The following is a 13,457-nucleotide window of genomic DNA, read 5'->3' on the forward strand; positions in this document are numbered from 1 at the left end:
TGACTGGTCGCCAATGGTGGGGATACTCGTGTGAACGGTTCGATTCCACCCCTTGAGGCGAGTTCAGCATGCGCAAGACCCAATCGGTGAAAATTGAAAGCCGATCGAGAAAGAACGATCCTGATGCCACCAAGGAAAATATTCTTCGCATAGCCTCGGAAGAGTTCGTTGCCTCGGGATTTGCGGGTGCACGCGTCGATGAGATCGCCGAGCGCACGAAGACCTCGAAACGAATGATCTACTATTATTTCGGCGGCAAGGAAGGCCTCTATCTTGCCGTGCTGGAGCGGGCCTATACCAAGATCCGCAGCCTGGAAGGTGCGCTTGATCTGCAAAGCATGCCGCCCGTGCAGGCGATGCGGAAATTGATCGAAAGCACCTTCGACCATGACGATCAGAACCCTGATTTCGTCAGGCTCGTCAGCGTCGAAAACATCCACCGCGCCGAGAATATGAAGCGCTCGAGTGTTCTGTCCGAGATGAATATCGTCGTCATCGACATCATCTCCGATATCTTGCGGCGCGGCTACGAGGACGGCAGTTTCCTGCGGAAGGTCGATCCTATCGATCTGCATATGATGATTAGCGCCCAATGCTTCTTTCGTGTTTCGAACCGCTATACGTTCGGCGCCATCTTTAATCGCGACCTCACCGAAGAGGGCACAAAAACGCGCCATAAATCCATGATTTGCGACGCCATCATCGCCTTTCTGAAAACGCCTGGAACCGGCGAGTAGGACTTCCTTTCTCCTGGGTAGTGCGCTCACTTTGGCGTGTCTCGCATTGACAATACGAACTAGTTCGTACATTTTTCTGTCGTCGTCATTTTGTTGATGATGCCTGGGAGAGAGCTGGAGGATAGTCGTGTCGGAAGTACTGATCGCACCGCAGGTGCTGCATGTTGGCCTCATTGGATCGGGTATCGGCGCGTCGCTTTCGCCGGCCATGCATATGCAGGAAGGCGCACGTCTCGGGCTGGACTATACCTACGACATCATCGACCTGCAGGAACTCGGCTGCACCGTGTCGGATCTCCCCAAGCTCATCGAAAATGCCGAGAAGAACGGCTTTGCCGGGCTCAACATCACGCATCCCTGCAAGCAGGCCGCGGTGACGCTTGTGGATGAACTCTCGGCAGATGCCGCCGTGCTTCGCTCGATCAATACGATCGTCTTTCGCAATGAGCGGCGGTTCGGACACAATACTGACTGGTGGGGCTTTGCCGAGAGTTTCCGTCGTGGTCTGCCGGGCGCTTCTCTTGAACACGTCGTCCAGCTCGGAGCGGGCGGAGCGGGCGTTGCCGTCGCGCATGCTGTTGCCGGCATGGGCGCAAAGTCTATCGAGATCTATGATCTCGATCCGGCGAAGGCCAGCGCGCTGATCTCGCAAATTCAATCGGCGCACCCGCATTGCATCTTTGTCGCCGGCAGGGATCTGCCCGCCGCGCTACAGGAGGCGACCGGGCTGATTCACGCTACTCCGACCGGCATGCTGGGCCATCCCGGATTGCCGCTCGACGAAGCGCTGCTTGATGCGCGCTTCTGGGTCGCCGACATCGTCTATTTCCCGCTTGAGACCGAGCTTGTCAAAGCTGCCAAAAGCAAGGGGTGTCGAGTGCTGGACGGCGGCGGAATGGCTGTTTTCCAGGCTGTTGGCGCTTTCGAGCTGTTCACGGGTAGCCAGGCGGATTCGAGCCGCATGATCGCGCATTTCAAGTTGCTGCAAGCGCGATAGACTGTCGGCACTTAACTCGCACCTTGCACTCGGCAGCTCATTGCGAAGGCTCCTACTGCGCGAAAACGCTGTCGAAGTCCTTAAAGCCCTTGACCTCGATCGGATTTCCGCTCGGATCGAAAAAGAACATGGTCCGCTGCTCGCCGGGCTGCCCTTCGAAGCGGACGACCGGTGGTATGTCGAAGGCAACGCCAGCTTCTTCCAGCCGATCGGCCAGCGCGAACCAGTCTTCCAGCGGAAGAACGACGCCGAGATGCGGCATCATCACCATATGATTGCCGACCTTTCCGGTCCGCGTGACGTCAAATGGCTTTCCGAGATGCAGCGAGACTTGATGACCGACGAAATCGAAATCTACCCAGGTATCGGTGCTGCGACCCTCCTTGTTGCCGAGAACGCCGCCGTAAAAGGCCCGCGCCTCATTAAGGTCGGTCACATGATAGGCAAGGTGGAAAAGGGACTTCATAAGGCGCTCCTTACGTCTGGCCCCTCAATAAGACGGTCGTTCAGTTTAACTGTCTTGGTTGTGGGTGGGGAGAGCAATCACGGCCGCGATTCTCAGTTAGTTTCACTGGATCCAATTGAACGCAATTACCACGGGCATTGTCGATGCCCTTCCAAGGAAAGATGATCCCAGATTACGGCGCATTTTCTGTCCCTTACCAAGATATCTCATAAAGCGCTTGCGCAAGTGCGAGGCAGCCGATATTTCATGACGACTTTGAAATACACGTTGGGGTTAAACGGGCATGCTATGCACGAAGCAGTGACGGTAGACTAATTTACGATGCGGTGTAATGGTTATGTGAGGCATATAGGTATTATCTTAATATAATACTTCCATTTGAAGGTGGTACGCCGACGTCAGATAGTTTATCACGTCTTACGTGCCGTAGCTGGATAATAAGTCATGATGATCTTTGCTGATAAAAATGTACGCTGGCAAGCAAATTTAATTAAAGTTTCTCCTTTTTTTGATGATGGTTTCTGGATAAAATCCACGACGGGGGAGATTAAAGGTGACTATGCCATCCACTATATAAAAAATTGGGATAAGGTTGGAGGCGAGCCATCAAGATTTTTTGATTCAAAATTCTATTTAGGCATGTATGAGGACGTGAGAGTCAAGGGAACCAACCCCCTTCTCCATTATGTCTTGTATGGGTGGAGTGAGGGGCGGGCGCCATCGCCGTTGTTTGATAGGGCAGGTTTTTTGGCCGCGCATCCGAACATTGATCCTGCAAAATCGGATCCTGCAGCGTGCTGCCTCATGCTCTATGGCAGTTATCAATGGAACACTAACACATTAGTACTTTCTTCAGGCGGGCCCCCTAGTTCCAGCGCTGTGTTAGCGGAGAAAATGGCGCCTGAAGTGGAGGCGAGGTGCCTTGAGTATTTTGATGCCAGCTTTTATTTGTCGATGTATCCGGATGTGGGTAGAGCCAGCGCTGACCCGTATTGGCACTATATGAATTTTGGACATCGCGAAAATCGCAACCCGTCGGCAAGCTTTGATACTTTTTTCTATAAGAAAACTTACTTGTCTGAGAGCCCGCATGTAAATCCGCTCGCGCATTTCGTATCGACTATCGGCGAGGGTGAGCGAAGAGTGCAGCCTGAAAGCGCGCTGATATTGTCTCCAGTATTATCCGGATCCCCCAGGCACCAAGCGTTTGTATTCACGTTCATTGCTATTATCCGGAGCAACTTGGAGAGATATGCAAAGGAATACTAAATTTCCCTGCGGGCGTCCATGTCGTTTTCACTGTTTGTGGTGAAGCGGATAGAGTTTTTGTTTCGAATTATGTTGCGAGATATCTAGGTGAAATAGGCGTAGATATTGTAATTGTTCCGAACAGAGGTCGGGATATTGCTCCGTTTCTTATTGGGTCGGCTTCGATATGGAGAAAATTCGACCTAGTTCTACATCTCCATACAAAAGACAGCCGACACATCAGTTGGGGATCAATCTGGCGGAGATATCTGTTTGATCAACTTATGGGGAGCGAGGAGGTCGTTAACGCTGTTATCGAGCATTTTGCTACCGATAAGAAATTGGGCGCGCTATATCCAGAAAATTATTACGAGATAAAGAAATTTACTCTTTCCAATCCAAATATCGAAAACGTCACTAATACTTTGAAATTTCTTGGGTTGGATGTTGCTCAAGCAAAAATTGCAGAGTTTGCGGCTGGATCGATGTGCTGGTTTCGCTCTGAAGCGTTAATGTTATTGCTTGAATCAATAAAAAGCTTGGATCTTTTTGAATTGGAGGAGGGGCAGGTTGACAATACATTCGCCCATGCGTTGGAGCGCGTTATACCGGTAGCAGTAAAATTCGCCGGTTTCGATGTGAAATCTTATTCAACTCCCGTCAGAGCCTCTCTTGGTTCCCCCTTGCCTGCCCCAACTCGCGATCAAAGTGTCACTGCTGCGGCGGATAAGTGGCCGCGAGATACGCCTCGGGCAGCTCTGCGTCCGGCTCTTCCTTTAGGGCCTAAGGGCAGCGTGTATAATGGCAATGCGTTGGATATCCATTGGGTCATTCCGAGTTTTGGAAAGGGAGCGGGCGGGCATATGACGATTTTTCGAATCGTCAAGTTCCTTGAGCAGTTTGGCCATCAGCAAACAATTTGGCTGCAAGGTGCAACCAACATGCCAAGCGAGGAGTCCGCGCGTCAGAGAATCAGTGATTGGTATCTGCCTATCGGTCCTCGCGTTAACGTTCTTTTTCTACCAGCTGACGTTCGTCAGCTCTCGGGTGATGTTCTTATCGCTACAGATTGCTGGACTGCATTCCCTGTGAGCCAAGCGGCCTCTTTCAAAGAGAGATTTTATTTTGTTCAGGATTATGAACCTGACTTTCATGCCGCCGGTGCAAATCAGCTTGTGGCGGAAAGCACATATAATTTTGGTTTCTCAGCTCTTTGCGCGGGGGCGTGGCTGGATAACATAATGAAAAGTAAGGGTGTGTGGTCGCGCCCATGGGATCTATCTGTCGACCACGATATCTATTTTCCTACGACAAGATCACTGAGTTCTGATAAGAAGCATCGCCGCGAAATACAAATTGCGTTTTACGCGCGGCCATATACGCCCCGGCGCGCCGTTGAGTTGGGTTTTGCAGCGCTTGAACAATTGCATGCCTCTGGGAGACATTTTAAAGTTCATCTCTTTGGTGAAGCGAATGTCGATGTTCCCTACAATTTTCCATATGAGCAACATGGGATTCTCAATCACGACCAACTGGCCGAGCTATATCGGCGCTCGGATCTTGGCCTAGTATTCTCCGCCACAAACTATTCTCTTATACCGCTCGAAATGATGGCTTGTGGTCTTCCTGTTGTAGAGCTTGATGTCCCCAGTACACGAGTTATTTTTCATAATGGTGAGGTTAAATTCGCTTTACCTACCCCCTACGATATAGCTGCAGCGGTGGCGGATTTGATTGATAATCCAGACAAAATTGATGCTCAGTTGGAAAGAGGACTGGAGTTTGTTAAGGGGGCCTCTTGGGAACAGAGTGCACGCAAGATTGAGGCGGCTTTGAAGGAGAGGCTCGATGAATTGAGTTTTGTTGACATAAGTGAGGAGCTGTTGGCGTCGCCGGCAGTGATAGAAAAGCCGCGGGTGTCCGTCATAATCCCTACGTACAATGCAGGATTCTCTTTTAACGATGTGCTGTCTGCGCTATCCCGCCAAAAGTGTGATTTCAAATTTGATGTATTAGTTATCGATAGCGAATCTGCGGATAATACGCTGGAGATAGCGGATCAGTTTCGTCATAAGAATGTGAGGCTCGCTCAGATTCCAAAGGCCGAGTTCCAGCATGGCCGAACAAGGAATCTTGGAATATCCATGACCGAGGGTGACTACGTTGCGATTCTGACGCAAGATGCGTTGCCAAAAAATGACACTTGGCTGGCTTCTCTCATTCATGGCTTTAGTTTCGGTCCCAGGATTGCTGGTGTAACGGGGAGGCACGAAGCCTATCCACAACATGGCCCATTTGTAGCACGTGATATCAAAGAACATTTTGATAGTCTGGCGCTTTTACCAAGGGCAATCGACTCCAAACTGGGACTTCCGAGCTTCTACTATCCGGGAAGTATTACATGGCGGATGCTTGCCTATTTTTATTCAGATAACAATTCGGCCATGTCCAGAGCTATTTGGAAACACCTTCCCTATCCGGAAATTGAGTGGGGCGAAGACTATGTATGGGCATCGCTTGCTCTCAAGGCCGGATTCCAAAAGGGATACGTTGACGACGCAGTTGTTTATCATTCACATGATTTTCCGGGTGCAGTCCTCTTGAAGACTGCCATCACGGAGGGAAAATTCTGGGCACAGGAGTTTGGTATTTGTCTTTATGGCGACGTGACGGCGGCTATAACCCAAGCGAATGAAAGAGACCGATCGTTTGCAAGAGAGAAAGGTATTAGCACGTCGGCGCTGAAGCAACGTCTCAAGGCGAACGAACTGTTGATCAAAGGGAGAGTCCAAGGTTGGACGGAAAATATTCCTTGAGTCGCTGGATATGCTGTGATTCATAAAAATAGACCGAGACGTGAATTTTCACGTTGGTAGAAAAAGTTTTGTGTGGTGTGTCATGTTCAAATCGCCAATAGTTCTGGGTATTTTTTCTCAGAAAAACATTAGTAATATTAGTCTCGAGCAGGCGTTCTCCAATTCAGGGAAGAACACTGGAAATCTTTTTTTAGTGAAAGTTTATATCGTAACTTGAATGGTGCTTCGATGGGGCATCTTGGTTTTACAGAGGCAAACGTAGAAGACAAAGATTGCATTGTCCTCGCTGCAGCGAACTGGCTGGATTCGACCACAGATTTCAGTGCGCTTTATGAAAGGCTGAGGAAAACTAACAAGCCCATTGTTATTGTTGGATTGGGCGCGCAGTCTTCACTGAATTCTGAAATTCCTATCTTGAAGGAAGGAACGGTAAACCTCCTAAAATTGATTGCGGAAAGGTCGGCCTTAGTTTCCGTGCGAGGGGAATTTTCAGCCACTGTGCTCGAGAAATATGGGATTCGGAATATAGCAGTTACCGGATGCCCATCATTGTTGCTTTCGGGTTCGGAGGCGCCCGTTCTGAGGCCATTTAAAAGGGAATTGGGTGGTCAAATCGTGATAGGTGCAACACGTCACGGATTTGAGAGCACTGATTTACTTCAGCTCCATTTGTATCGTCAGGCTTTAAAGTTCGGTTTGGATCAAATCCTGCAGTCTGAACTCGCTGATATGTATTTTTCATTGGGTAGGTTGAACAATCGAGATATTTTAACTCGGTCTTCCACCGTCGTGCGGGCATTGTATGGCGATAGTGAAAGACGCGTCGCTCAGTATCTTTCTCAGAAGGCTCATGTTTTCTTTGACGTGTCGGAGTGGCTGGCATTTATGAGCACTCGATCGATGTATGTTGGTACAAGATTGCATGGGGCGGTTGCGTCATTGCTCGCAGGAGCGCCGGCGACACTTATTGTTCACGATTCCCGAACTCTTGAATCAGCACGTGTGCTCAACATCCCCTTTGTTCGAGGCGATGAGATCGATCTCCGAAAGGACATTGCGTTTTCAGATTTTTACAACGAAAAGAAATTAAAAGCTTTTTCAAATGGTTATAGAATATATAGAGAGAGATTTGAGGATTTCTTCAAAAGAAATTCCCTGTCGTTTTAGGGTGCATTGGGCAGCTTAATTACCCAATGGATCTTAAATTAATACTGATGCTATCGTGGACAGATTAGATGGTGCTGCGTCCTGCGAGCCAAATTGTAGCAATGATAAACGCATAGAACCGATGAAGGGTGGTGATAGCTGTTCTCTCGTGAGATAAGTGACGGGAATGTATCGGCATCTGTCATCTATTGAGGATTTGTTGCCAGATGGCTCTATCTGTATCCGTTCCAAAGCGTCATCCGCTCATTAATGCTTTAGTTACCAAACGAGATGTGATGAACGCTGTGATTTTGCGCGACATGCGGACACGGTTTTTTGGTCACGGCTTAGGCTTCCTTGTAGTGCCCCTTTGGCCCTTTGTGCATATGTCTATACTTATTATCATTCATTCCGTAACAGGAAGGGTTCCCCCATACGGAGATAGTACTCCCGTTTTTTTTGCCACGGGTCTTATCCCTACGCTACTCTTCGTATATGTCTCCCGATTTATGGTCTTTTCGCTCATGCAGAATCGACCAATGCTGGCATTTCCAGTTGTGCAGGTCTCCGACATTGTTATGGGCCGTGCATTTCTTGAGATTATAGCGGCGTTTGCTACACTTTTATTAGTACTCGTTGTATTATGGGCTATGGGGCAGAACCCTTTTCCAAATGATATGGAATGGGCAGTTTGTGGTTATCTGTCTACCTTGTGGCTGGCCTTTGGCGTTGGATATTGTGTTGGCATTATGTCGATGTTTTTTCCAATGATAGTTACTGCATATAACTTGACCGTTATAATTATATATATCACATCCGGCTCGTTATTTGTTGCTTCAGACTTGCCAGGGAGCTTTTCATACTATCTATCATTTAATCCCGTTCTGGAGTGCGTCGAATGGATGCGCTCTGCGTTTTACGAAAACTACAGCGATAAATTAGTTAGCCCCTTATATATACTTTCATTTGCTACAATTTCTCTTTTGTTAGGTTTAAGCTTGGAACGCGGCTTTAGAAGAACAATGCTTGAGGGGAAGTGATTTAGGAGTGGCATGGACGGGTTCCTGTTTGGGCGAACGCTTTACAGCCAGCGCGAGTTGATGACGTGATTATTCCTAACGTTTGAACTTAGTAGGCGTGATTGTTACTCGTGTAGCTGGCATGCCCCCGCAGGATGATCCGGGTTTAATGTTAGTGCATACTGGGCTTGAAGCGCTTGGGGTTGGTGGTCCAGCTTGGAGCGTTAGCCTCCGACGCTGGTGAGGCTGTTTTGGCCCACCGAAGTAACTGCGCCGCCAGCATATTCCGACGGCGTCAAATAGCCAAGAGCCGCGTGAGGACGGCTCTCATTGTATTCCCTACGCCAGGCTTCGATCTGCCTCCTGGCCTCGGATAGGGTTTCGAACCAATGCACGTTCAGGCACTCGTCGCGCAACGACCCGTTGAAGCTTTCGATGAAGGCATTGTCCGTGGGTCTTCCCGGTCGAGAGAACTCGATGCGGACTTTGTGGTGATACGCCCAGAGATCGACCATGTGACCGGTAAATTCGCTGCCGTTGTCGGCAAACAGCCGGTTCGGAGCATTGCGTCGCCGGACCAACCGATTGAGAACATCAACGACATGCTCTCCACGCAATCGCTGGCCGACCTCGATAGCCAGTGCTTCACGCGTATAGACATCGACCACCGTCAATGCCCGGAACTTCTGCCCGTTCATCGTAAGCGCTGTTCTGAGGCCATGGCGGCTGAAGTTGATGCTTCCTGCTATTTCGTGAGCTGGTGGGCAGCTAGGCTCTCTGCTTCTGCCAACGCGGCAGTTTTGGTTTTGAAGGGGCCGACATCGTTTTCTGCCGTGTCAGGCAACCACTTTGGAAGGAACCACCAGCCTCCAGGGCGATAGCTGAAACTGCTTCTCACTGAGCCGACGTTCTTGGCGAAGAACCAGCCCGAGTCGATTCCATCCTGCTCCCATGAGATGCTCTGCTCTGTCACGGCACACTCCACGCCTATTCTATTGTCGGGAGAAGCTTATCGACCCTGTACGACCAGGGCAATAACTCGTCGATCTGACTGTTGGGGTGGCCATTGGCGATCCTGGTAAGCACGTCGGTGAGATAGCCAAGCGGTTCGACATCATTGAGTTTGGCGGTCTCGATGAGCGATGCGATGGTCGCCCAGTGCTCGGCCCCGGCGTCGGAGCCCGCGAAGAGTGCATTTTTCCGATTGAGGGCAATTGGCCTGATGGATCGCTCGACTGTGTTGGAGTCGATCTCGATACGGCCGTCGTCGATGAACCTGGTCAGCCCATCCCAGCGCGACAGGGTGTACCGGATCGCTTCGGCCAGCTTTGTCTTCTGGCTGATGAGGCCGAGCTGTTCGGTGAACCAGGGTGCAAGGCTGTCGGTGATCGGACGGCTCTTCTCCTGTCTGATGGCACGACGGTCATCTTGCGTCCGGCCGCGTATCTCGTCTTCGTTTCTGTAGAGTTCGGCAATGCGGCGCAGCGCCTCGGTGGCAATGGGTGCGGGTCCGGCTGCGGCCAGCTCGTAAAAGCGCCGACGAACATGCGACCAGCAGAAAGCCAGAGAGACGGTGTTCTTAGCAGCCAACGGGCGATAGCCGCTGTACCCGTCGACCTGGAGAATGCCGACGAAGCCTTCGAGGTGCGCCATCGGGCGCTCGGCCTTGCGATCCGGTGCGTAGACATAGACGACACCTGGCGGATCGTCTCCCTGCCAAGGCCGGTCATCGCGAGCATAGGCCCAGAGTTGCCCGGTCTTGGTCTTGCCGCGTCCCGGATCGAGCACGGGGGCTGTTGTCTCATCGGCAAAGAGCTTGGAAGATGTCTTCAACACGTCGAGCAGCCGTTGATGAACGGGCCGCAGATGCCAGGCGGCGCGTCCGACCCAATCAGCGAGCGTCGAGCGATCAAGGTCTATGCCTTGCCGCTTGTAGATTTGCGCTTGGCGATATAGCGGCAAATGATCGGCGTACTTGGAGACCAGAACCTGAGCGACGGTTGCTTCGGTCGGAATGCCGCCTTCGATCAGCCGGGCGGGAGCCGGAGCCTGGACGACAACATCCTCGCAGGCCCGGCAGGCATACTTCGGGCGGCGAACAACCAGCACCCGGAACTGGGCCGGAATGATGTCGAGCTTCTCGCTGACGTCTTCGCCGATCCGATGTAGGTCATGGCGGCAGCCTGGGCAGGCATGATCATCGATATCGACGATCATCTCTATGCGCGGCAAGTGGGCTGGTAACGAACCCCGGTTCGTTCGGCGTTTAGCAATGCGTACCTGACGCACAGCGGCCGAGGCTTCTTCCTTCGCTTCCAGACCATCCGCCTCGACCTGTTCGGCCTCTTCCAAGCCCAAGAGAAGCTGATCCTCGGGAAGCGTTTCGGCGCGGCGACCAAAGCGGTGGCGCTGCAATTCCTTGATGATCTGGCGTAGGCGGGCATTCTCTGCCTCGCGCGAAAGCACCATCGCTTTCAGCGCGTTCAGGTCATCCGGAAGCTCGTCCGCCCTTATCGTCATAGATCGACAACAGCATATTTTGCCGCCCAAAACGAGATGTTCGATACAGCTGATTCAATTGGTCGCGGCGGCTATCCGGCCTGAACAGGTGTGCGCGTTTCGCTTGGCGCATGCACGCGTTTCCAGTTCAGCCCCTCGAATAAAGCCGAGAATTGTGCGGATGTCAGATGTATCGCGCCGTCTTGCATTCGCGGCCAATGGAACTCGCCATCCTCAAGACGCTTGGCGACCAGGCACACGCCGCTGCCATCCCAGAAGATCAGTTTGATGCGGTCGGTTCGCTTCGCCCTGAACACATAGATCGTTCCGGAGAACGGGTCGGCTCCCATCTCGGCCTTAACCAGTGCAGCCAACCCCTCCGCACCTTTGCGGAAGTCGACAGGCTTGGTGGCGATCATGACTTTCACCGCGCCGGACGGACCAATCACGATGAGGCCTTCATGGCCGCAATGACGGCTGCAATCGTCGAGGCGTCAGCGCCAGACGCAATCCTGATTGTCGCACCACCGATCTCCAGCTCAATCACCGCGTCGCCATGAGCCTTCCTCGGTGAACGCGCTTGCCGTACCTTCTTCGGCGCGGGCATGTCCTGCGCGACGATAACCGCAGGCGCAAACATTGGTGCTTCGTCCGGCAATGTATCGAGCGGCCTGCGGGCAAGCCGTCGCCACGTGAACAATTGTTGCGATGCCAGCCCATGAAGCCGAGCCACCGAGCACACCGTCACGCCGGGCTCATAGCTTTCCGCAATGATCTGCGCCTTCTGCTCGTCGCTCCATTCACGACGACGACCACTACCAGTAAAAACCTCGAACCGACGAACCGGCTCATCATCCTTGGTTTTAAGCGTAAGCTCTGAAATCGGCATATGTCCAAACCCTCTTTCCAGGCTCAACATCGTCAATCACAAGCTGATCCGGAAGGTGGGGTCAAAACACCGCTTACCGTTCATCAGTTGGTCGTGGATGAAGTCGAGGGCCCAGGCTTGATTGGGGCCGGTTGGCAGAACCTTGTTCTCCCGGTGGCTCGCCATCCTGCGACGGCGTGGCCGTTTCGCTTTCAAAGCAAGGCCTTCCTCGCGATAGAGCCGATAGACGAGGTTGCGGCCGGCAGACCAGCCCTCACGCTTCAGCATGATATGAACCCTTCGATAGCCATAGCGGATGCGGGTGCGGACAATCTCATGCATCCGCTGGCGAAGCTCCGTGCGGGGATCCCGTCGCATCGGCTTGCGCTGGGTTGAACGATGTTGGCGTGTCAGGGCACAGGCCGACGCTCGCTGTAGCCGTGACACGCCGTCACATAGGCAACAACCTGTTTCATGAGCGCTGGCCGGGAAACTTTTTTGACAGCACATCCTGCAACACAGCCTTATCCAGGCTCAGTTCCGCCACCAGCTTCTTCAGCCGCGTGTTCTCCTCAAGCACTTGTTTCAGTTCCCGGACCTGATCGGACTGAGGTCCCCCGTATTGCTTCTTCCAACGATAAAATGTCTGTTCCGATGTTCCAACCTGACGGATCAGGTCGGCGCCCGGCAAGCCAAGCTCAGCCTGCTTCAACATGGCGACAATCTGCTCGACCGAAAAACGCTTCTTCTTCATGACAAATTCTCCATTCGCTCAACAGGAAAATCCGCCGAAAAACTAACAGAAAAACTGGACCACGTTCACCATGTCACCTCAAAAGATGCCGAGGCTCTAATCGCAGCCGGATGAAATTTCAGTGGCAGGTCACAGTTTGAAGGATTTAGATCAAACCAATATGCGGCGTGGGATTGATGGTCTGTCGGCGCTGGTCGAAGCGGTGATAAAGGAGGCGCCTGAGTCTGGCGCGATCTTCGACGTCCGCGGCAAACGCTCCGATCGGATCAAGCTTCTATGGTGGGCTACAACGGCATCCATCGTCTGAAAGTATTGATCTAAGATTGCATTCGGATAGTCGACGCGGCGGGATCCGGTCTTCCCGAGTTCTTTTCTAGGGAGGCACTTTCAGAAGATCCTTGTAAGGGTGGAATTTCCAAAGATACCTCTAGTAACTGCATGAGGCCGCTTTTCCGATATTCCTTGGAATCGACTCTGCCTCTTTGAAGGATCGCGAGGAGAAGGTCGTTCGCCACGGTTCCATCCGACAAGCGGTCGTCGCCCGTCACTTCCAACCTTATAAATATCTTAGGCATAAAAATCGCCACCATTAATTGCCGTAGTATCAATTCGTAATTGCTTACGAACGCGCGCCAGGTTGAGTTTACATCATGCAAAAGAGATTTCCAATGTCCATTAATATTCAATTGTTATAATAGTTCCGTTGGTTGTGATGTGTGAATATTTAAATCGCGTCGAGGATGAGAATAGGTATTGCGGAGTTATTTGGAGAAAGTTTTTTAAGTACTTCTTAGAAATTGGTATCTGGTTGAAAGGTGCGCTGAGGTTGATGGCAAGAAATTGCCTAGGGGTTACGGATGCCTGCCGTTTGGCACCAACCGTATTGTAAGAAGAGCTGGTCATGGCG

Annotated in this window: 11 protein-coding genes and 3 pseudogenes; 7 read left to right on the forward strand and 7 right to left on the reverse strand. The window is 51.7% G+C overall.

Annotation, left to right across the window (positions count from 1 at the left end; translation table 11 throughout):
* Positions 1 to 68 precede the first annotated feature (68 nt).
* Both HB780_RS04165 and HB780_RS04170 read left to right on the forward strand, forming a co-directional pair.
* A complete protein-coding gene (locus HB780_RS04165) occupies positions 69 to 737 on the forward strand; it encodes a TetR/AcrR family transcriptional regulator (protein WP_183688797.1) in 669 nt (222 codons plus the stop codon).
* Between the two features lie 127 nt (positions 738 to 864).
* Positions 865 to 1,734: a shikimate dehydrogenase gene (locus HB780_RS04170; RefSeq protein WP_183688798.1), complete on the forward strand. Its 870-nt coding sequence runs from the start codon at positions 865 to 867 to the stop codon at positions 1,732 to 1,734.
* A 52-nt stretch (positions 1,735 to 1,786) separates the two neighbouring features.
* On the opposite strand, the gene HB780_RS04175 is transcribed toward HB780_RS04170, so the two are convergent.
* Entirely contained in the window at positions 1,787 to 2,200 is a 414-nt protein-coding gene (locus HB780_RS04175) for a VOC family protein (protein ID WP_183688799.1), read from the reverse strand.
* 444 nt (positions 2,201 to 2,644) lie between these two features.
* On the opposite strand from HB780_RS04175, the gene HB780_RS04180 reads away from it, so the two are divergent.
* The 4 genes and pseudogenes from HB780_RS04180 to HB780_RS04195 all read left to right on the forward strand — a co-directional run bounded on the left by HB780_RS04180 (position 2,645) and on the right by HB780_RS04195 (position 8,450).
* On the forward strand, positions 2,645 to 3,469 hold the full coding sequence (locus HB780_RS04180; protein WP_183688800.1) for a hypothetical protein: 825 nt from the start codon (positions 2,645 to 2,647) through the stop codon (positions 3,467 to 3,469).
* Positions 3,451 to 6,264 (forward strand): rhamnosyltransferase WsaF family glycosyltransferase, encoded by a 2,814-nt coding sequence (locus HB780_RS04185; protein ID WP_286203022.1) that lies wholly within the window; start codon positions 3,451 to 3,453, stop codon positions 6,262 to 6,264. Before HB780_RS04180 ends, HB780_RS04185 begins: the two co-directional genes overlap by 19 nt.
* A gap of 189 nt (positions 6,265 to 6,453) precedes the next feature.
* A pseudogene (locus tag HB780_RS04190) lies at positions 6,454 to 7,431 on the forward strand (polysaccharide pyruvyl transferase family protein); the annotation flags it as partial.
* Positions 7,432 to 7,637: 206 nt separating this feature from the next.
* Complete coding sequence (locus HB780_RS04195) at positions 7,638 to 8,450, forward strand: ABC transporter permease (protein WP_286202965.1); 813 nt, start codon at positions 7,638 to 7,640, stop codon at positions 8,448 to 8,450.
* Between the two features lie 203 nt (positions 8,451 to 8,653).
* On the opposite strand, the pseudogene HB780_RS04200 reads toward HB780_RS04195, so the two are convergent.
* From HB780_RS04200 to HB780_RS32900, 6 genes and pseudogenes are all read right to left on the reverse strand, one after another.
* Positions 8,654 to 9,112 (reverse strand): annotated as a pseudogene (locus tag HB780_RS04200) (integrase core domain-containing protein); the annotation flags it as partial.
* 62 nt (positions 9,113 to 9,174) lie between these two features.
* Positions 9,175 to 9,402 (reverse strand): hypothetical protein, encoded by a 228-nt coding sequence (locus HB780_RS04205; protein ID WP_183686457.1) that lies wholly within the window; start codon positions 9,400 to 9,402, stop codon positions 9,175 to 9,177.
* A 14-nt stretch (positions 9,403 to 9,416) separates the two neighbouring features.
* Positions 9,417 to 10,949, reverse strand: coding sequence for an IS66 family transposase (gene tnpC / locus HB780_RS04210; protein WP_183686455.1), 1,533 nt, complete (start codon positions 10,947 to 10,949; stop codon positions 9,417 to 9,419).
* Between the two features lie 71 nt (positions 10,950 to 11,020).
* The gene (gene tnpB / locus HB780_RS04215; RefSeq protein WP_435693849.1) at positions 11,021 to 11,377 is read right to left on the reverse strand and encodes an IS66 family insertion sequence element accessory protein TnpB; all 357 of its coding nucleotides are present in this window, start codon (positions 11,375 to 11,377) and stop codon (positions 11,021 to 11,023) included.
* A complete protein-coding gene (gene tnpA, locus HB780_RS04220; protein WP_286202845.1) occupies positions 11,374 to 11,847 on the reverse strand; it encodes an IS66-like element accessory protein TnpA in 474 nt (157 codons plus the stop codon). Before tnpA ends, tnpB (HB780_RS04215) begins: the two co-directional genes overlap by 4 nt.
* Before the next feature lie 39 nt (positions 11,848 to 11,886).
* Positions 11,887 to 12,550: pseudogene (locus HB780_RS32900) on the reverse strand (transposase); the annotation flags it as partial.
* 136 nt (positions 12,551 to 12,686) lie between these two features.
* On the opposite strand from HB780_RS32900, the gene tnpB (HB780_RS04235) reads away from it, so the two are divergent.
* Positions 12,687 to 12,857 carry an IS66 family insertion sequence element accessory protein TnpB gene (gene tnpB / locus HB780_RS04235; protein WP_183688805.1) on the forward strand — a complete coding sequence of 57 codons (171 nt, stop codon included), beginning with the start codon at positions 12,687 to 12,689 and terminating at the stop codon, positions 12,855 to 12,857.
* Positions 12,858 to 13,457 lie beyond the last annotated feature (600 nt).

It is taken from the genome of Rhizobium lusitanum, assembly GCF_014189535.1.
Lineage (GTDB): Bacteria > Pseudomonadota > Alphaproteobacteria > Rhizobiales > Rhizobiaceae > Rhizobium > Rhizobium lusitanum_C.

Excerpts from the sequence above, each read along its gene's own strand:
- HB780_RS04195 (WP_286202965.1), top strand. The coding sequence starts at position 7,638 with ATGGCTCTATCTGTATCCGTTCCAAAGCGTCATCCGCTCATTAATGCT.
- HB780_RS04165 (WP_183688797.1), top strand. The coding sequence starts at position 69 with ATGCGCAAGACCCAATCGGTGAAAATTGAAAGCCGATCGAGAAAGAAC.
- tnpA (WP_286202845.1), bottom strand. The coding sequence starts at position 11,847 with ATGTTGAGCCTGGAAAGAGGGTTTGGACATATGCCGATTTCAGAGCTT.
- HB780_RS04180 (WP_183688800.1), top strand. The coding sequence starts at position 2,645 with ATGATGATCTTTGCTGATAAAAATGTACGCTGGCAAGCAAATTTAATT.
- tnpC (WP_183686455.1), bottom strand. The coding sequence starts at position 10,949 with ATGACGATAAGGGCGGACGAGCTTCCGGATGACCTGAACGCGCTGAAA.
- HB780_RS04175 (WP_183688799.1), bottom strand. The coding sequence starts at position 2,200 with ATGAAGTCCCTTTTCCACCTTGCCTATCATGTGACCGACCTTAATGAG.